The sequence below is a fragment of the Mycobacterium sp. Panama NTM2 genome (assembly GCF_054355555.1).
Genome location: NZ_CM135953.1, coordinates 1,152,130 through 1,171,017, shown reverse-complemented (window position 1 = coordinate 1,171,017; position 18,888 = coordinate 1,152,130). Strand labels below are relative to the sequence as shown.

Genomic DNA, 18,888 nt, shown 5'->3' with positions numbered 1-18,888 from the left:
CATGGCCCTGACACGCATACACGACACCCTGATCGTCGGCGCCGGCTTCACGGGGCTGGGCGCGGCCATCAAACTCCGGCAGGCAGGTGTCGAGGACATCGCCATCGTCGAACGCGCCGACGAGGTCGGCGGGACCTGGCGGGACAACACCTACCCCGGGGTGGCCTGCGACATCCCCACCATGTTGTATTCGTTCTCGTTCGCCCGTAACCCGGCCTGGTCACGCATGTACCCCTCCGGCGGCGAGATCCGCGATCACATCGAAGCTCTCACCGATCAGCACGGTCTGCGCCGGTTGATCCGATTCGGCACCGAGGTGACCGGCCTGAGCTTCGCCGAGGACACCGGGGTGTGGACGGCAACGGTCAACGGCCGCAGAAAGATCCGCGCGCGAACCGTCGTGCTGGCCTCGGGCCCGCTGGCCGATCACAGCCTGCCCGACATCCGGGGGATCGAGACGTACACGGGCACCAAGATCCACAGCGCCTCGTGGGATCACGGTTTCGAGGTCACCGGTAAGCGGATCGGCGTGATCGGCACGGGCGCCAGCGCCGTGCAGCTCGTTCCCGAACTGGTCAAGGACGCCGCCTTCGTCAAGGTGTTCCAGCGCACTCCCGGCTGGGTACTGCCCCGCCCCGATGTCGGCATCCCCGATTCGATCCAACAGCTGTTCGCCAAAGTGCCTGCCGCACAGGAGCTGACGCGCCAAGCATTGTTCTGGGGGCACGAGGCGTGCGCCGCCGCGCTGGTGTGGAACACCCCGCTGACCGGGTTGGTGTCGGTACTGGGTCGCGCACACCTGCGCCTGCGGGTCAAGGATGCGTGGCTGCGCCGCCAGCTCACGCCGGACTTCACCCCCGGGTGCAAGCGGATGCTGATCTCCAACGACTACTACACCGCATTGCAACGGGAGAACTGCAAGCTCATCGACTGGCCGATCGCGACGTTGAGCCCGGTCGGGATCCGCACCAGCGACGGCATCGAACACCACCTCGACGCGATCGTGTTCGCCACCGGTTACGACGTCCACCTGTCCGGACCGCCCTTTCCCGTCACCGGCCTGGGAGGTCGATCACTTCAGCAGGAGTGGGCTGCACACGCCGAGGCGCACAAGAGCGCCAGCGTGCACGGCTATCCCAACCTGTTCCTGATGACCGGCCCGAACTCCGGGCCCGGCCACAACTCTCTACTCGTCTACATCGAAGGGCAGATCGACTACGCGGTCGCCGGCATCACCACGATCCTGAAGCAGAACCTGCGCTACCTCGACGTGCGCGCCGATGTGCAGCGCCGGTACAACGCCGGCATCCAGCGGCGGTTGGCCGGCACGACGTGGATGTCGGGATGCCGCAGCTGGTATCTGACCGCCGACGGCTTCAACGCGTCGATGTACCCGGGACTGGCGACACAGTATCTTCGACAGATGCGCCAATTCCGGTTCGACGACTACGCCGCGGTGGCACACGGCGCGCGAGTACGCGCCGTGCCCTCCACCGCCTGACCGCGACCGCGATGTCCCAGCCCAGGTCCGGTGGACCGATCCCGACGATCCTGCGACGGATCCGCCGCGGTTCCCGCGACGTCGTCGAGGCCGCGGTGTCCCAGTTGTTCGACGCCGCAGTGCAACCGCACGGTGTCACGGAATCCGGTGAATACCGCATCGACGAATTGGCCCGCCTGGGTGGGACGACGACCCGCAACGTCCGTGTCTATCGGGATCGCGGACTGCTGCACCCGCCGTTGCGGGTCGGCCGGATCGCGCTGTACAACGACACCCACCTCACCCGGCTGCGGCTGATCACGTCTCTGCTCGACCGCGGCTACAACCTGGCCCACGTCAACGAGATGCTCTCGACATGGGAGCAGGGCAAGGACATCGGCGACATGCTCGGGTTGGAGTCGGCGATCGCGGGCAGCTGGGCCACCGAGAAGCCGCAGCGGATGGCACTCGCCGAGGCTCGGGAGACCATCGGCGACGATGCCGCGTTCGATCGCATGGTCTCGCTCGACATCATCCGCGTCGACGGTGAGCACGCCACGGTGGTGCGGCCCACGCTGGTCGCGGCGTTCACCGAGATCCACCGCTACGGCGTGGCGTACGACAAGCTCGTCGACATCCACGAACAGGTGAGCCCGCTGCTGGACCAGATCAGCGCGATCCTCGTGCAGGCCGGCCTCGAGGAGGTCGTCGACAAGATCAACCCGGGCGCCGCGATGCCCGACGACGTCAAGGTCGCCGAACTCATCACCACGCTGGTGCGGTTCCGCACCCAGGCCGTGGGTGCCGTCAGTGCGACCCTGGCGTTTTCGATCGAGTCCGCGGTGGAGACCACGGTCGCGACGATGCTCGGCGATCTCATCGAGAAAAGTGCCTCCGGCGACTGATCAAGTGTCGGAAGCCGGACCGACCGTCACTCCCACTCGATGGTGCCCGGCGGCTTGCTGGTGATGTCCAGGACGACCCGATTCACTTCGCGAACTTCGTTGGTGATGCGGGTCGAGATCCGTTCCAGCACCTCGTAGGGCACGCGGGTCCAATCCGCGGTCATCGCGTCCTCGCTCGACACCGGGCGCAGCACGATCGGGTGCCCGTAGGTGCGGCAGTCGCCTTGCACGCCGACCGAGCGCACGTCGGCGAGCAGCACCACCGGGCACTGCCAGATCTGGTGATCCAGGCCGGCCGAGGTCAACTCCTCGCGGGCGATCGCATCGGCGCGGCGCAACGTGTCCAGCCGGTCCGCGGTGACCTCACCGACGATCCGGATACCCAGCCCGGGCCCCGGAAAGGGTTGCCGCGCAACGATGTCCTCGGGTAAGCCGAGTTCGCGGCCGACCGCGCGGACCTCGTCCTTGAACAGCAACCGCAGCGGTTCGACGAGCTTGAACTTGAGATCTCCCGGCAGGCCGCCGACATTGTGATGGCTCTTGATGTTCGCGGTGCCGGTGCCGCCGCCCGATTCGACGACGTCGGGATACAGCGTGCCCTGGACCAGAAATTCGACAGTGACATCCGAGCCCTCCGCCGCCCCGAGAGCGTCGCGCACAGCGCCTTCGAACGCCCGGATGAACTCACGGCCGATGATCTTGCGCTTGCCCTCGGGGTTCGTCACTCCCGACAGCGCTTCCAGGAATCGGTCGGCCACGTCGACGGTGACGAGGTTCGCGCCGGTGGCGGCGACGAAGTCGCGTTGCACCTGGGCGCGCTCGCCGGCGCGCAGCAATCCGTGATCGACGAACACACACGTCAGCCGGTCGCCGATGGCGCGTTGCACGAGGGCCGCCGCGACCGCGGAATCCACTCCGCCGGACAGCCCGCAGATGGCCCGTCCGTCGCCGATCTGGGTGCGGACCTGCTCGACGAGCGCGTCGGCGATGTTGGCCGGCGTCCACGTCGCGTCGATGCCGGCGAACTCGTGCAGGAACCGGCTGAGTACCTGCTGGCCGTGCGGACTGTGCATGACCTCCGGGTGGTACTGCACGCCCGCCAATCCACGCGCCCGGTTCTCGAACGCCGCGACCGGGGCGCCCGAACTGGTGGCCACGACGTCGAACCCGGCCGGAGCCTCAGTGACCGCGTCACCGTGGCTCATCCAGACCGGCTGCCTCGCGGGCAGATCCGAATGCAGTTCTCCGCCCACCACATTGAGCTCGGTGCGGCCGAATTCACTGGTCCCGGTGTGCGCGACCGTGCCACCGAGCGCTTGCGCCATCGCCTGGAAGCCGTAGCAGATGCCGAACACCGGGATGTCGAGGTCGAACAGCGCCGGGTCGAGCTGCGGTGCACCGTCGGAGTAGACGCTGGCCGGTCCGCCGGAGAGCACGACTGCGCGCGGGTTGCGCGCTTTGATCTCGTCGACGGTCGTGGTGTGCGGGATGACTTCGGAGAACACCCGCGCCTCCCGCACCCGCCGTGCGATGAGCTGGGCGTACTGGGCGCCGAAGTCGACGACCAGTACCGGGCGGGGAGCAGCAGAATCCACCCGAACAGTCTAGTGGGGTGGTTCCAGGGTCAGGCGCCCTGCGCTTCCGCGGTGGTGGGGTCGCGCCGATTGACGGTCTCGGCACTCACGCCCCAGTCCAGAGCGGCGGGTGCGCCTGCGGGGACCACCGGATGCGCGGGCTCGATCGGAGCCAGCTGCCGGTACGGCTCACCCTGGGCGGGCCGCAGATCCTGCTCGCCCTTGTTTGGCCACAGCGAGGCCGCGCGTTCGGCCTGCGCGGTGATCGACAGCGACGGGTTCACACCGAGATTCGCCGAGATCGCCGCACCGTCGACCACCGACAGCGTCGGGTAGTTCCACACCCGGTGGTAGGGGTCGATGACCCCGTGCTCGGGGCTGTCCCCGATCACCGCACCGCCGAGGAAGTGCGCGGTGAGGGGAATGTTGAACAGCTCGCCCCACGTGCCGCCGGCGACACCGTCGATCTTCTTGGCGATGCGCCGCGTCACCTCGTTGCCGACGGGAATCCACGACGGGTTGGGCTCGCCGTGGCCCTGCTTGCTGAGGTAGCGGTGGAAGCCGAATCGGGTGCGCTTGGTGAACGTCGTGATCGAGTTGTCGAGGTTCTGCATGACCAGCGCGATCATGGTGCGCTCGCTCCAGCGGCGGGGATTGAGCAGCCGCAGCGTGCCCCTCGGATCCTCGCGGGCGGTGCGGACCAGCTGCTTCCAGCGCGGCACGTCGGTGCCCTCCGGTCCGGCCCCGTCGGTCATCAGGGTCTGCAGCAGACCCATGGCGTTGGACCCCTTGCCGTACCGGCACGGCTCGACGTGCGTGTCGGAGGTCGGGTGGATCGACGACGTGATCGCCACCCCGTGGGTCAGATTCAAGTCGTCGGCGACCCGCAACCGCCCGGCCCCGACGATCGACTCGGAGTTGGTGCGGGTGAGCATGCCGAGGCGATCCGAGAGCTTCGGCAGACGGCCGGTGTCACGCATCTTGAACAGCAGTCGCTGCGTGCCGTACGTGCCGGCGGCGACGATCACCTGGTTCGCGGTGAACGTGCGACGGGTGCGCCGCACCCAACTGCCGGTGCGCACCGTGCGGACCTGCCATGTGCCGTCGGGGCGCTCGCTGAAGTCGGTGACCGTGGTCATCGGCTCGATGTGTGCGCCGGCCTTCTCGGCCAGCCCGAGGTAGTTCTTGATCAGCGTGTTCTTGGCGCCGAAGCGGCAGCCCGTCATGCACGACCCGCACTCGATGCAGCCGGTGCGCGCCGGCCCGGCGCCGCCGAAGTACGGATCGGGCAGGAGCTGACCGGGCCGCTTCTCACCGTCGGGGCCGAAGAAGACTCCGACCGGCGTCGGCACCCACGTGTCTCGGCAGCCCATGTCCTCGGCGACCTCCTGCATGATGCGGTCGGCGTCGGTCACCGTCGGGTTCGTGACGACGCCGAGCATCCGCTGCGCCTGGTCGTAGTGGGGCAGCAGTTCGGAACGCCAGTCGGTGATGTCGCGCCACTGCGGGTCGTTGAAGAACGGCTCCCTCGGCACGTACAGCGTGTTGGCGTAGTTCAGCGAGCCGCCGCCGACCCCCGCACCCGCGAGGATCATCACGTTGTTGAGCAGGTGGATGCGCTGGATACCGAACATTCCGAAGCGCGGAGCCCACAGGAATCGGCGCAGGTTCCACGACGTCTTGGCGAAGTCGGGATCCTCGTAGCGCTTGCCCGCCTCGAGGACCAGGACCTTGTAGCCCTTCTCGGTGAGTCGCAGCGCGCTCACGCTGCCGCCGAACCCCGAACCGATGATCACGACGTCGTAGTCAGGCTTCATGCCGTCCATTATGCGGCCTCTCGACATGACGGCCAACTTTGTAAAGTGGCCCGCGACACAACGGTGGTCAGACGCCGACGGTCAGACCGACCTTCTGGAACTCCTTGAGATCGCAGTAGCCCGCCTTGGCCATCGACCGCCGCAGGCCGCCGACCAGGTTCAACGCACCGAACGGGTCGTCCGACGGGCCGTTCAACACCTGCTCGAGGGCGGGCCGCTCCCCGGACTCCACCTGCAGGAGCGCGCCCCGCGGCAGTGACGGGTGGGCGGCCGCAGCCGGCCAGAACCAGCCGCCGCCCAGCGCTTCGGCCGCTGATGCGAGCGGGGTGCCGAGCACGACGGCGTCGGCGCCGCAGGCGATGGCCTTGGCCAGCTCTCCCGAGGTGTGGATGTCACCGTCGGCGAGCACGTGCACATACCGGCCGCCGGTCTCGTCGAGGTACTCCCGCCGAGCGGCCGCCGCGTCGGCGATCGCGGTGGCCATCGGCACGCTGATGCCGAGCACCTCATCGGACGTCGTGACCCCGGCGGTGGATCCGTATCCGACGATCACACCGGCGGCGCCGGTGCGCATCAGGTGCAGTGCGGTGCGGTGGTCCAGCACACCGCCCGCGACCACCGGCACGTCGAGCTCGGAGATGAAGGTCTTCAGGTTCAGCGGCTCGCCGTCCGAAGCGACGCGCTCGGCGGAGATGATCGTGCCCTGAATGACCAGCAGGTCGATCCCGGCCGCCACCAACGTCGGCGTCAACGCCTGCGCGTTCTGCGGCGAGACGCGCACCGCGGTGGTGACGCCGGCCTCCCGAATCCGCGCAACCGCGGCGCCGAGAAGATCGAGATCGATTGGCGCAGAATGCAACTGCTGCAGCAGGCGAACCGACGCCGACGGATCGAACTCCTTGGAAGCGGCCTCGATCACCTCGACGATGCGTGCCTCGACGTCGGCGTGCCTGCCGATCAGACCCTCGCCGTTGAGGATGCCCAGACCACCGAGGCGGCCCAGCTCTATCGCGAACTCAGGGGACACCAGCGCATCGGTCGGGTGGGCCAGCACCGGGATCTCGAACCGGTAGGCGTCGAGCTGCCATGCCGTCGAGACGTCCTTGGACGACCGGGTGCGCCGCGACGGCACGATGTTGATGTCGCCGAGCTCGTAGGTACGGCGCGCGGTTCGGCCCATACCGATCTCGACCATGTCTCGCATGTTGTCCACTCCCCTGTTGATCCCGCGACGACCCTAGCGGGTGGTGTAGTTGGGGGCTTCCACCGTCATCGTGATGTCGTGGGGGTGGCTCTCCTTGAGACCGGCCGCGGTGATCTGCACGAATTGCGCCTGCTGCAGAGCCTCGATGGTGGCCGAGCCGGTGTACCCCATCGCCGCGCGCAGGCCGCCGACGAGCTGATGGATCACCGTAGACAACGGACCGCGGAACGGTACCCGGCCCTCGATCCCCTCGGGCACCAGCTTGTCCTCCGACAGCACGTCGTCCTGGAAGTAGCGGTCCTTGGAATAGGAGCCACGCAGGTTGCCGCCCGCGCCGCGGCCCTGCATCGCACCCAGCGAGCCCATGCCGCGGTAGCTCTTGAACTGCTTGCCGTTGACGAAGATCAGCTCACCGGGCGACTCCGAGGTGCCGGCGAGCAGCGAGCCGAGCATCGCCGTCGATGCCCCCGCCGCGAGCGCCTTGGCGATGTCGCCGGAGTACTGCAGTCCCCCGTCGGCGATCACCGGCACGCCGTGCGGCGCACACGCGGCCACGGCTTCGAGGATCGCGGTGATCTGCGGGGCGCCGACGCCGGCGACCACACGCGTGGTGCAGATCGAACCGGGCCCGACGCCGACCTTGACCGCGTCGGCCCCCGCCTCGACCAGCGCTGCGGCGGCCGCCCGCGTCGCGACGTTGCCGCCGACGATCTCGACGCGGTCACCGATGGCGGCCTTGAGCCGGTGCACCATGTCGAGCACCCCGCGGTTGTGTGCGTGGGCGGTGTCGACGATCAGCACGTCCACTCCGGCGTCGGCCAGCGTCATCGCTCGGGTCCACGCGTCCTCGCCGACGCCGACGGCTGCACCGACGAGCAGCCGGCCGTCGCTGTCCTTGGTGGCCAGCGGGAACTGCTCGGTCTTGACGAAGTCCTTCACCGTGATCAGACCGGTCAGCTTGCCGTTGCCGTCGACGATCGGCAGCTTCTCGATCTTGTTGCGGCGCAACAATCCCAGCGCCGCCTCGGCCGAGACGCCCTCCTGCGCGGTGATCAGCGGGGCCTTGGTCATCACTTCCCGGACGGGCTTGGACTGGTCGACCTCGAAACGCATGTCGCGATTGGTGATGATCCCGACGAGGGCGCCGGCGGTGTCGACCACCGGCAGGCCCGAGATGCGGAAGCGCGCGCACATCGCGTCGACCTCGGCGAGCGTGTTGTCCGGGGAGCAGGTGACGGGGTCGGTCACCATGCCGGCCTCGGATCGTTTGACGGTCTCCACGGCCGAGGCCTGCTCGGCGACCGGAAGGTTGCGGTGCAGCACCCCCATCCCGCCGGCACGCGCCATCGCGATCGCCATCCTCGACTCGGTCACGGTGTCCATCGCCGAGCTGACCAGCGGCACCTTCAACCGGATCTTGCGGGTCAGCTGGCTGGACGTGTCCGCCGTGGCGGGAATCACATCGGAGGCGGCGGGCAGCAGCAGGACATCGTCGAACGTGAGACCCACCATGGCCACCTTGGTCGGGTCATCACCGCCGGTGGGCACGGGCACGGCCAGGGGAATGCTGCTCTCGGCGATCGACATGGGAGCCTCCATCAACACAACGCGGGACAGGCCATGCGATCGAGAAACGAACGCGACCTGAAAAGCCCATCTTATCGGCATCAAGCTCGGCATTTGTGTTCGCCATGACGTGCCGCGAGAGTGCTGGCGCGATACCCGCAGGGCTGCGTAGTCTTGTGGCGTGCGAGACCACCTGCCGCCAGGATTGCCGCCTGACCCGTTCGCCGACGACCCGAGCGATCCGTCGGCAGCCCTCGATGCGCTCGAGCCGGGGCAGCCGCTGGATCCGCAGGAACGTACCGCCGTGGAGGCCGACCTGGCCGACCTGGCCGTGTATGAGGCGCTGTTGGCGCACAAGGGAATTCGCGGCCTCGTCGTCTGCTGTGACGAATGCCAGCAGGACCACTACCACGATTGGGACATGCTGCGGGCCAACCTGCTCCAGCTGCTCGTCGACGGCACCGTCCGCCCGCACGAACCGGCCTACGACCCCGAGCCGGATTCGTATGTCACCTGGGACTACTGCCGCGGTTACGCCGATGCGTCGCTGAACGAGGCGGCCTCGGAGTCCGACGGCTATCGCTGAGGGCTGAATCTGCCCGTCGTCAGTTGGGCTCCTGCGGCTCGACCGGCAGTGTCGTGGTCGGAACCGCCGGCTCTACCGTGACGGGTGCGCTCGACGGGACCGCGACTGCCGGTGCGGTCGTGCTCGCCGGAGCAACTGACGTCGGAGCCACTGGCGTCGGAGCTACTGACGTCGGAGCCGCCGTGGTCGCCCGCGGGGCTGCCGTCGTCGTTGACTGCGCAACCACGACCGATGTCGTCGTGGTGGGCGTGACCGCCGCTGTGGTCGACGGCGAGGTCGTCGAGGACGGGGCGGCAGTCGTACGCGGGGTCGTCGACGACGGGGCCGGGACGGCCGTGCTCGACGGGGTCGCCTCCAGCGGCGACGACGGCGTGGCCGACGGGGTGGCCGACGGGGTGGCCGACGGGGTGGCCGAGGGCTGCGTCGCATCAGTGCTCGACGACGGGGCCTCTCCCGAGGTCGTCACCGAGGTCGTGTTCGACGGGGAGGTCACCGAGGTCGTGTCCGACGGAGAGGTCACCGACGACGTCTCCGTCGGCGAGGCCGGCAGGACGGCATTCGGATCGACACTGACGGCGGGGAAGGTGGGCAGCGGCACACCCGGCGCCACGGTCGCGGCGGGATCCTGTGCCTCGACCTTGACCGTCAACTCCTGCCACTGGGACACCAGCTCGGCTTTGCGCTGATCGTCGCCGACCGTCGCGACCGTCGTGGTGACCGCCTCGAGCTTGGCCTGGGCACCCTGCCAGTCGCCCTGCTCGATCAGCTTCTGTACCTGCTGCATCTCGGTCTGCGCGGCCAGGGCGACCGCGTCGTCGCGCGTCTGTTCTTGTCCGCCGAACAGCACGGTGCGCAGACCGTAGAGCGCATCACCCGGGCCGGAGCCCGCGATCACGGCGCCGAACCCACCGAGGCACAGCACCGCGGCCGCGGCCGAACCGACCATGGCCAGCGACAGACGACGCCGGCGACCGGGCGAATTCACCCGATCGAGGGCTGCGACGGCGTCCTGCATCGTCAGCACGTCGTTCATCGGTGTCTCGCGCACGTCGTCGCGCCAGCCGGCCAGCAAGCGGGCGAGTTCGGCCTCGCCGCGGTCGGTCGCGTAGGTCGGTTGCTGACCGGCCAATGCGTCGAGGAACTGGTCGGTGCGGTTGATCTCGTTCAGCGACGGATCCCCACCACTGTTGTTCCAGCGTCCGAAGTCAGGCATGGTCACGTCCCGTCGCCATGATCTCCGTCTTGAGTCGAGACAGCGCACGGTGCTGGGCCACCCGGACCGCACCCGCCGTGCTGCCGACCGCCTCGGCGGTCTCTTCGGCACTCATGCCGACGACGACGCGCAGGATGAGGATCTCGCGCTGCTTCTCGGGAAGGATCTGCAGGAGGGCGTTCATCCTGGCCGACGACTCGGAGTCGATGGCCATCTGCTCGGGACCGGCCTCACCGGCGAAGCGTTCCGGCACCACCTCCATCGGGTCGGCCCGGTTTCGTCCGGCGGCCCGATGTGCGTCGGCAACCTTGTGCGCTGCGATGCCGTACACGAAGGCCAGAAACGGTCGTCCCTGATCCTTGTACCGCGGCAGCGCCGTGATGGCAGCCAAGCACACCTCCTGAGCAACGTCATCAGCTGACAGACCGCTGCGTTCCGCGGTTCCCACCCGTGCCCGGCAGTACCGGACGACGAGGGGGCGGATGGTCTCCAGCACCTCCCGGAGTGCATCCCGGTTGCCGGCGATGGCTTCTGCCACGACAGCATCGAGACGTTCTCCCGAAATTGTCATCGTGAGCAGGCTCTCCAGCGTTACGTCGGGGACACCGGATTCAGGTGTCGGTTGTGTGGCTCAGCTAAACAATAACGACCGCTCGGGGCGCAACCCCGTTAGCGCGAGCGCCACACGCCGCCACGTCTGATCACGGTTTCGGCGCAACTGGAGCGAACGTCTGTGATCTCGCGTTCGGGGAAGTCCACGCTTCCGATGCCCGCCAGCAGCGACGCAGCCGCCCAGCGCAGCGGGACCAGCCCGTGCTCGGCGGTGTGCGACAGGACGCGATCGCCGTCTCGGCGGGCCGCGTCGGTGTCGCCGGTCGCGCAGTGCGCCGCGGCCCGCACGAGGAGCGACTTGATGCGGTGCCGCACCGACGGGGTCCGGCCTGCCAGCTCGACTGCTTGTTGCGCGTGGTCGAGGGCGGCGGCGTCACCCCGTGCCATCGCGAGCTCGGCCGACACCCATGCCAGCCGGATCGGTAGGCGCGCAGACGGCGCGGTCGGTAGGACCTCGGCCGCTCGCACGAGCGCCCGTTCGGATGCTGCGAACCGGCCGACGCCCAGAGCGTCGGCGGCCAGCCCGATCAGTGCGTCCGCCCCCGCATCACCGGTTCCGTCCGACCGTCCCCATGCCGCACCGTCGAGCGAGCGGGCCCGTTCGTGCCAGCCGAGCTGACGCAGAAACGAACCTCGGGTGCTCAGCGCGAGTGAGGCGAGCGGCCCGCGGTCCACGGCGCGCAGTAGCTGATCGAGGTCGGCCACCGCGGCGGCGTAGCGGCCTTGTCCGCCGGCAGCGACGGCACGCAGCCACCGCTCCTCGGGGGTGGTCGCAGCCGGCAGCGGCCACGCGCCGGGATTGCTGCCGAACGCCGCCGAATTCAGTCCGGTGTCCCATCCGGTGTCCGTGTCGGAGCCCATGTCGAGAGCCGACGTTATCAACTCCGGCGAATCTGATACGGCCGTCAGTTAACAGTTCATGCTCGTCTTGTTACGAACAGGAAAACTGGTCGACGGGTGTCGAGTTCCGTTCTCGCAACGTGACATTAACTGACCGGGCCAAATGACGCCGAAATGGGCGGTGGGCCCGAAGCGCCTATCACCTCAGTCGTTGCGAAGGATTCCCACCGATGAACGTGATGTTAATTCTGGGCCTGGCCCTATGCGCTTTCGCACAGGGGCGGCTATTGACGGAAAATCCGAAGCCCTTCTACGTTGTGTGCACGAGTGGTCATCGGCGACTGTGCTCGGATTCGTTCCACGACTGACGCATCCACGAGTGAGAAAAGGGATGTGCAGAGAGGGGTTTCGCAGTGCCACAGCCGCAGCAGCTTCCCGGTCCGAACGCCGACATCTGGGATTGGCAGATGCAGGGTCTTTGCCGGGGTGTCGATTCCGCGATGTTCTTCCATCCCGACGGGGAGCGTGGTCGCGCCCGCGCACAGCGCGAGATGCGCGCCAAGGAGATGTGCCGCAGTTGCCCGGTGATCACGCAGTGCCGATCGCACGCGCTTGCTGTGGGTGAGCCCTACGGCATCTGGGGCGGTTTGAGTGAATCCGAGCGCGAGCTCCTGCTGAAGCGGGGCATTCGCCGCTCGGCCTGATCGACCCGAAACCACCCGGGGCCGGGTGAGCCGAGGTTAGGCTCGGACCGCCAGGCAACGTCGCCACCCTGGGGGTCGCAAGGGATGAGTACTGCCGCCGAGCGCGCCGCGCAGCTCGAGTTGGTGGCGCGGCTGAAGTCCGCATTTTCTGAACTGCCCGACGCTCCCCCGCCCGATCTGCTCGATGCGGCGCGAATCAAGGCCTACCTCAAGCCAGTTCACGACGTCGGTGGTGAACCCGACGCGCCGATGAAGTACGAGAACAAGCAGTACGAGCAGTGGGAAGAGCTCACCTACGTCATGTGCGAGGTGCTCGCCGCGCGGGGTATCTGGCTGTCCGAGGAACGGCGCCGCATCGGCAACGTCGACGTGGGCCGCGCCGAGTATCTGGGGCTGCCCTACTACGGTCGGTGGCTGCTCGCGGTGGCCCGGGTGCTCGTCGAGAAGCACCACATCAGCCTCGGGGAGCTCAGCGAGCGCATGGCCGAGGTCGCGCAGCGCTACGCCGGTGGATTGGCGGGACGCACGCCGGAGGCACAACCGAAATCGCACGGCGACGGCGCCGGAGTCGCCCGCAACGCCCACCACCGGCATGCCGTCGGCAAGGGTGACCCTCAGGTCTACGCCGGACAGGCCGGACCGCCGCGCTTCGCCGTCGGCGATCAGGTCGTGGTGCGCGACCTGCCGGTGATCTTCTACACCCGCACGCCCGAGTACGTGCGCGGCGCATCCGGGCGCATCGCCACCGTGGCCTACGAGAGTCCGGCGGCCGAGGACGAGACCTGGGACCGCCCCGACGCCCGCCCCGAGTGGTTCTACGTCGTCGAGTTCATCCAGAGCGAGCTCTGGGACGGCTACACCGGCACCGCCTCGGACACGTTGCGCACCGAGTTGCCCGAGCGTTGGCTGGCGCCGCGCTAAGTTGCTCTGTCCGAGAGGGGAATCGACCGTGCCGCATGACCACTCGCATGATCACGATCACGACCGGACCGTCAAGCCGATGGTCGACGAGATCACCGATTTCGAGGTGCTCGAGATCGCGCTGCGCGAGCTCTGCATCGAAAAGGGCATCTTCACCGCGGAGGACCACCGGCGGTTCACCGAGTTCGCCGAGCAGATCGGTCCGACACCGGCCGCGCGGCTGGTGGCCCGGGCATGGCTGGATCCGGATTTCAGGGAGCTCGCGCTGACCGAACCCATGTCGGCCAGCAAGGCGGTCGGGGTCGACTGGATGGAACCGACCGGCTTCGGAACACCCAGCGATTTCACCGCTTTCGAGATCCTGGCGGATTCTCCCGGGGTGCACCACGTCATCGTGTGCGCGCTGTGTTCGTGCTATCCCCGGCCGATCCTGGGGAACTCGCCCGAGTGGTATCGCACCCCCAACTATCGCCGTCGGCTGGTGCGCTGGCCCCGTCAGGTCCTCGCCGAGTTCGGGTTGTACCTCCCCGACGACGTCGAGGTCCGCGTGCAGGATTCCAACCAGAAGCACCGCTTCATGGTGATGCCGATGCGTCCGGCAGGCACCGACGGGTGGACCGAAGATCAGCTCGCCGAGATCGTCACCCGCGACTGCCTGATCGGTGTCGCGCTGCCCAAACCGGGCGTGACCACCAACGTCGTCACCGCTACCCGGCCCGCGCTGCACCCGATCGCGGAGTGACGGTGGACGGTTCGGTACTGCGCCAGATGGTGGACAGCGACCACGTGTGGCCGCGGGTGGCGGCCAAGTACGGCGTGGACAACCCGGTGCCGCCGTGGAAGACCAGCCTCGACGGGTTGTGCGACGCGCTGGACCACGCGGCGGGTGAGGCCGACGTGCCGACGTTCCAGGAACGCCGGGACGAGGAGGACGCGTTGGTGGCGAGCACCTACTCCGATCTGCCCTACCCGGAGAACCAGCTCGTCGCTCTCGCGCATTCGCTGGTGGCGCGTGGGGTGATCTCGGAGGCGGACCTGCAGCAGCGGATGGCCGCCGTGCGGGCCCGCCTGGAGGCCACCTAGTCCGCGGAGCTCAGCGGCGAGCGTCCCGGCAGCTTCAAGCTCCTGTTCGTGCGCCGGGCCTGAAGCCGCCGGCGGCGGACCTTCCACGAGCTCCACTCGCCGAGCGTCACACCCGCGGCCAGCGCGGTGCCGATGGCGAAAGCACCCAGCACCGACGCGAAACCGACGGCGCTCTGGTCGTTGAGGATCGCGTAGATGCCGTGCAGCAGGGACAGACCCGGCAGCAGGGGCACGATGCCCGCGATCGAGACGACCATGGGCGGCGCCAGGTTGCGACGTTCCATCAGCCGTCCGACCAGTCCGATCGGCACGGCTGCCACGAACGAGGCCACCACGGCTCCCAGGCCCGCACCCTGGGCGAGCAGGAACGCGATGGTGCCGGCCGCCCCACCGAACGCGGCCGCGATGGCAGCCGACCGTTCGGCGTAGCAGGCCAGCGCGTAGGCCGCCGCGCTCGCAGCACCGAACGCGACGCGGGCGGGGAACTCGGCCAGTGCCGGCGGCGCGTGCGCGTCGATGGCCACGAACGGCGCACCGAAGCGGTTGGCGAGATGCAGCACCAGCGCCACACCGGCGATCGTCGCTCCCGTCATCATCACCAGCTCGAAGAAGCGTCCGGCCGCGGTGACCGGCGCTCCGCTGATCACGTCGCCGACCGACCCCACCAGTGACAGCCCGGCGAGCAGCACGACCAGGCCGGCGGCGATGGCGATGCTCGGCTCGAAGTGCAGACCCAGTCGGGGGGTGAGCCAGTACAGGATGATCGGCGGCGCGGCGGCGATCATCCCGCCCACCGCGTACTGGAAGAAGAACGGCAGCCCGTGCCGGTTGAGCCGGCGGTTCACCCGGTCGATCGTCATGGTGCTCAGCGCACTGATCACACAGCCGAGCCAGCCCGCGCCGAGCGTGCCCGCGGTCGCGAAGGCCAGCGCGCCCCACGCCAGGGTGGCGATCCACCGGCGGTACGGGTGCGGAGCGATGATGATCTCGTCGAGTTCGGCGCGGGCATCGGTCGGCGAGATCTCGCCGGCGCGGATCTTGGCGATCAATCGGTCCACGGCCGCCAGCCGGCTGAAGTCGATGGACCGGGACTGCACGATGTGCAGCGTGCTGACCGGCGACGACGGTCCGCGGTAGGCGGCGATGTGGATCGTGGTGTTGATGACATCGACCTCACAGCGTTCGACGCCGTAGGCCGACGTGATCGCGGTGACCTGATCCATGGTGGCGGTGGCGGGGGTGCCGGACGCCATCAGGATGGCGCCGATGTTGCCCGCCAGGTCGAGCACCTCGCCGACGCGGGCGTAGTAGGCCTCGTCGATATCCGCGTGCGCGGCCGGGAGCCGCGGCATGGCGCCGGTCGGCGGGTCGGTCTCCCGCACCATTCGGCTCAGAAGCCCGCGCTGACGTGACTGCGCGCCCACGGCCGTACCCTCCTGCTTCGTCGGATTCGCTCAGCCGTCGAAAGGTCATGAGCAAAATTCATTTTACTCATGGCACGCCCGTTGACCAGGGGCTGTCAGGGTGAGCGTGGGCACACCGCCCTAGGGTGGAGATGTGGCCACGCGTCTGATCTCCGCGACGGGCGGCCGGCTGCTGGTCGAAGAGGTCGACGGTCTGATCCAGGCCCGCGGAGTGCCGTACGCGACTGCCGAACGGTTCGCGCCACCCATCCCCGTGCCGGCATGTCCTGACGTCGTCGACGCCACAACGCGGGGTCCCGCCTGCCCGCAACTCCCCTCGCGGCTCGCCTTCGTCACCGGGCCGGTGGTCGACGGACTCCCGATGAGCGAGCGGTGCCAGGTCCTGAGCGTCACCGCGCCGGCCGACGCAGCGGGCCTGCCGGTGATGGTGTGGTTCCACGGCGGGGCCTACGTGTCGGGAAGTGGCGAGGCCGCCATCTACGACCCTGACGATCTGGTGCGTGATGGCGGCGTGGTCGTCGTGCGGGTGAGCTACCGGCTCGGCATCCTGGGCTTCCTCGACCTCGCCGACTCCGACTGCGACAACCTCGGGTTGCGGGATCAGATCGCCGCACTGCGGTGGGTGCAGGACAACATCGCCGCGTTCGGCGGCGACCCCCGCCGCGTCACGGTGTTCGGCCAGTCCGCGGGCGGCTATTCGGCGCTGGCGCTGATGATGTGCCCGGAGACCGAGACGCTGTTCTCGCGGGCCATCCTGCAGAGCGCGCCGCTGGGTATTCACGGTGTCGATCGCACCGCGATGGTCACGGCCATGCGCGAGGCCGCCGTGGCACGGTTGAGGGGCGTCACGCCGGGCGGTGCCGACATCGACCTGCTGCTGGAGGCTCAGGTGGCAGCGCTCCATGCGGCCGCACCGTTCGGCATGGTCGGCAAGATGCCGTTTGGACCGACGATGGGCATCGCGCCGGTGGCTGCGGCGACGACGTCGGCGGCCCCGCGCATCGACATCCTTGTCGGATACACCCGCGACGACGCGCTGCCATTCGTGCTGCTCGATCCGCGCGGCGCTCGGCTGCGCCGGCTGGGTCCGGTCGGCGGTGCGGTCGCGTCGGCGGCGGGACGGGCGCTCACCCGGCGGGCGTTCGGCGCGCCCGCGATCGCGCTCGCCCACTCGTGGCGCGCAGCCGGCGGTCGTGCACAGACGTACCGCGTCGACTGGACACCCGGCCCGCTGGGCGCGTGCCACTGCATCGAGCTGCCGCTGCTGTTCGGTTCTCCCGAAACCTGGTCGGACGCACCGATGTTGGGCGATGACGGCGTCGACGAGGAGTTGGCTGTGCGTGTTCGCGCGCAGTGGAGCGCGTTCGCCCACGGCCGAGTGCGTGAAGATCGTGATCAGCTCTCGGACCGCCGCTGACCGCCCTATGTAGGGTCCAGACCGAATACCGCAGTGGGGGCCGACTTGCCCTTGAGGGCATGCGATCCACGATCGATCAAGTGGGCTGGGCGAGAGGCCATCGCTTGGACGGTCCGCTCGGTGAGGAGGATGGGGTCGCCGGTTGTCTTGGTGAGTTGTTCGACGCGGGCAGCGACGTTCGTCGTGTCGCCGATCAGCGTGAATTCGAGATGGTGGCCACCGCCGATGGTGCCGGCGATCACCGTGCCGGTGTTGATCCCGATTCCGATCCGCAGCTCACCGTCGAAGCGACGGGCGACGAGGCGGTGGATCTGCACAGCGGCGCTGACCGCGGCGTCGGCATGGTGAGCGAGATCGTTGGGCGCGCCGAAGACGGCCATCGCACCGTCACCGAGAAACTTGTTCACGTGCCCACCGGCATCGACGACTGCCGGCACCACGATCTCGAACAGGGCGTTGAGTCGAGCGACGGTGTCTTCGGCGGTGTTCTGCTCGGCGAACGGCGTGAAGTCCCGGATGTCGACGAACATCATGGTGACCTCGCGCCGTTCGCCCGTGAACACGTCATCACCCTGCTCGAGCAACCGCGCGGCGAGAACCGGGTCGACGTACGCCCCGAAAGCGGCCTGAAGTCGTTGCCGCTCAGCCAGTCCCGCCTGCATGCGGTTGAACGACGCCGCCAGCACTCCGAGATCGTCATCCTGCACCACCGGTACCCGCATGCCGTAGTCGCCGGCAGTGACCCGTTCGGTTCCCTCGGTGAGATCGCGGATCGGCCGCATCGACGGCGAGAAACCGACGCCCACGACCATCGGGATTCCGAACCCGACGGTCATCGCAGCGCCGACACCGAGGAACAGCAACGGCGCTGGACTGGCCCCGATGATCGCGGCTCCCAACATCGCGCCCTCGACGGAGAAGATGAACGCAGTCCCCAGCACCGTCATGCTCGACCACCAGGCGATCGTCGGTCGGGCGCGGGGTAGGGAGTCACCGATGTTCGTGTTTCCGGCAATCGCGAGCCGCGCCGGTCGAGCCGTCGCCTCCAACATGCTGTGCACGCTGATGAGGTACGTGGCGGTTCCGACCGCGGCGCCGAGCAGTCCGTACTGCGCCAGGCGTGGTCCATCCGCTCCCACGAACACACCGACGACCACCGACATCACGGCGAACCCGACCGCACCCAGCCACACGGCGCGCAGAGCCGCGCTCCGGGCGAAGGTGTAGGTGGCCTCCAACGCTGTCGCCCGATCGACGTCGTGGCCATCCGCCCATCGCTCGACAGGGCGGTAGCTCTTGCGATCGGCGACCCCGGCGTATGCATTGATCCCCAGCAGAACGGCCAGGGTCACGACGACGGCCTCGACATAGTGGCGGGAGTGTTCGAGACCGACGATGAGAAACGAAAAGAAGAGGTAGATCGGCAGTCCCGCCGGCACGACCACGGCAAGCCCCGCCCAGCGGTGTCTCGCCCCGAATCGGTCCCAGGCCCACTGCCAGATGCGGTCCATGACCGAGATTAAGGCTGGCGCAGCCACCGTG

Annotated in this window: 17 protein-coding genes; 8 read left to right on the top strand and 9 right to left on the bottom strand. The window is 68.5% G+C overall.

Annotated features, from left to right (window positions below):
- The first annotated feature begins 1 nt into the window (after position 1).
- Both ACXYX3_RS05690 and ACXYX3_RS05685 read left to right on the top strand, forming a co-directional pair.
- Complete coding sequence (locus ACXYX3_RS05690) at positions 2-1,501, top strand: flavin-containing monooxygenase (RefSeq protein WP_458610557.1); 1,500 nt, start codon at positions 2-4, stop codon at positions 1,499-1,501.
- 11 nt (positions 1,502-1,512) lie between these two features.
- Positions 1,513-2,385 carry a MerR family transcriptional regulator gene (locus ACXYX3_RS05685; RefSeq protein ID WP_241203106.1) on the top strand — a complete coding sequence of 291 codons (873 nt, stop codon included), beginning with the start codon at positions 1,513-1,515 and terminating at the stop codon, positions 2,383-2,385.
- A 26-nt stretch (positions 2,386-2,411) separates the two neighbouring features.
- Here the strand turns inward: ACXYX3_RS05685 and guaA are convergent, their stop codons facing one another.
- The 4 genes from guaA to guaB all read right to left on the bottom strand — a co-directional run bounded on the left by guaA (position 2,412) and on the right by guaB (position 8,567).
- A complete protein-coding gene (gene guaA / locus ACXYX3_RS05680; protein ID WP_458610555.1) occupies positions 2,412-3,980 on the bottom strand; it encodes a glutamine-hydrolyzing GMP synthase in 1,569 nt (522 codons plus the stop codon).
- Positions 3,981-4,009: 29 nt separating this feature from the next.
- The gene (locus ACXYX3_RS05675; protein ID WP_458610553.1) at positions 4,010-5,776 is read right to left on the bottom strand and encodes a GMC family oxidoreductase N-terminal domain-containing protein; all 1,767 of its coding nucleotides are present in this window, start codon (positions 5,774-5,776) and stop codon (positions 4,010-4,012) included.
- A 67-nt stretch (positions 5,777-5,843) separates the two neighbouring features.
- Complete coding sequence (locus ACXYX3_RS05670; protein ID WP_241203109.1) at positions 5,844-6,971, bottom strand: GuaB3 family IMP dehydrogenase-related protein; 1,128 nt, start codon at positions 6,969-6,971, stop codon at positions 5,844-5,846.
- A 42-nt stretch (positions 6,972-7,013) separates the two neighbouring features.
- Positions 7,014-8,567, bottom strand: a complete 1,554-nt coding sequence (gene guaB / locus ACXYX3_RS05665) for an IMP dehydrogenase (protein ID WP_241203110.1) — start codon at positions 8,565-8,567, stop codon at positions 7,014-7,016.
- Positions 8,568-8,727: 160 nt separating this feature from the next.
- On the opposite strand from guaB, the gene ACXYX3_RS05660 reads away from it, so the two are divergent.
- Positions 8,728-9,132, top strand: coding sequence for a DUF5319 domain-containing protein (locus ACXYX3_RS05660; RefSeq protein WP_043406106.1), 405 nt, complete (start codon positions 8,728-8,730; stop codon positions 9,130-9,132).
- A gap of 19 nt (positions 9,133-9,151) precedes the next feature.
- Here the strand turns inward: ACXYX3_RS05660 and ACXYX3_RS05655 are convergent, their stop codons facing one another.
- The 3 genes from ACXYX3_RS05655 to ACXYX3_RS05645 form a co-directional block, all read right to left on the bottom strand.
- Entirely contained in the window at positions 9,152-10,345 is a 1,194-nt protein-coding gene (locus tag ACXYX3_RS05655) for an anti-sigma-D factor RsdA (RefSeq protein ID WP_458610550.1), read from the bottom strand.
- Positions 10,338-10,916 carry a sigma-70 family RNA polymerase sigma factor gene (locus ACXYX3_RS05650; RefSeq protein ID WP_241203112.1) on the bottom strand — a complete coding sequence of 193 codons (579 nt, stop codon included), beginning with the start codon at positions 10,914-10,916 and terminating at the stop codon, positions 10,338-10,340. The genes ACXYX3_RS05655 and ACXYX3_RS05650 overlap by 8 nt, the downstream gene beginning before the upstream one ends.
- 98 nt (positions 10,917-11,014) lie before the next feature.
- Positions 11,015-11,818, bottom strand: a complete 804-nt coding sequence (locus tag ACXYX3_RS05645; protein ID WP_458610548.1) for a hypothetical protein — start codon at positions 11,816-11,818, stop codon at positions 11,015-11,017.
- 392 nt (positions 11,819-12,210) lie between these two features.
- On the opposite strand from ACXYX3_RS05645, the gene ACXYX3_RS05640 reads away from it, so the two are divergent.
- The 4 genes from ACXYX3_RS05640 (at position 12,211) to ACXYX3_RS05625 (ending at position 14,505) form a co-directional block, all read left to right on the top strand.
- Positions 12,211-12,501, top strand: a complete 291-nt coding sequence (locus tag ACXYX3_RS05640) for a WhiB family transcriptional regulator (protein WP_046365189.1) — start codon at positions 12,211-12,213, stop codon at positions 12,499-12,501.
- A gap of 84 nt (positions 12,502-12,585) precedes the next feature.
- A complete protein-coding gene (locus ACXYX3_RS05635; RefSeq protein WP_458610546.1) occupies positions 12,586-13,422 on the top strand; it encodes an SH3-like domain-containing protein in 837 nt (278 codons plus the stop codon).
- A 79-nt stretch (positions 13,423-13,501) separates the two neighbouring features.
- Positions 13,502-14,164 (top strand): thiocyanate hydrolase subunit gamma, encoded by a 663-nt coding sequence (gene scnC / locus ACXYX3_RS05630; protein ID WP_241203209.1) that lies wholly within the window; start codon positions 13,502-13,504, stop codon positions 14,162-14,164.
- Between the two features lie 26 nt (positions 14,165-14,190).
- Positions 14,191-14,505 (top strand): thiocyanate hydrolase, encoded by a 315-nt coding sequence (locus ACXYX3_RS05625; RefSeq protein ID WP_458611986.1) that lies wholly within the window; start codon positions 14,191-14,193, stop codon positions 14,503-14,505.
- Here the strand turns inward: ACXYX3_RS05625 and ACXYX3_RS05620 are convergent.
- Positions 14,502-15,929, bottom strand: a complete 1,428-nt coding sequence (locus tag ACXYX3_RS05620) for a threonine/serine exporter family protein (RefSeq protein ID WP_241203115.1) — start codon at positions 15,927-15,929, stop codon at positions 14,502-14,504. The two genes, ACXYX3_RS05625 and ACXYX3_RS05620, sit on opposite strands and share 4 nt — an antisense overlap.
- Before the next feature lie 133 nt (positions 15,930-16,062).
- Here ACXYX3_RS05620 and ACXYX3_RS05615 point away from each other — a divergent pair, with 133 nt between their 5' ends.
- On the top strand, positions 16,063-17,346 hold the full coding sequence (locus tag ACXYX3_RS05615) for a carboxylesterase family protein (RefSeq protein WP_458610543.1): 1,284 nt from the start codon (positions 16,063-16,065) through the stop codon (positions 17,344-17,346).
- Between the two features lie 5 nt (positions 17,347-17,351).
- On the opposite strand, the gene ACXYX3_RS05610 is transcribed toward ACXYX3_RS05615, so the two are convergent.
- Positions 17,352-18,857 (bottom strand): adenylate/guanylate cyclase domain-containing protein, encoded by a 1,506-nt coding sequence (locus ACXYX3_RS05610; protein ID WP_458610541.1) that lies wholly within the window; start codon positions 18,855-18,857, stop codon positions 17,352-17,354.
- Positions 18,858-18,888 lie beyond the last annotated feature (31 nt).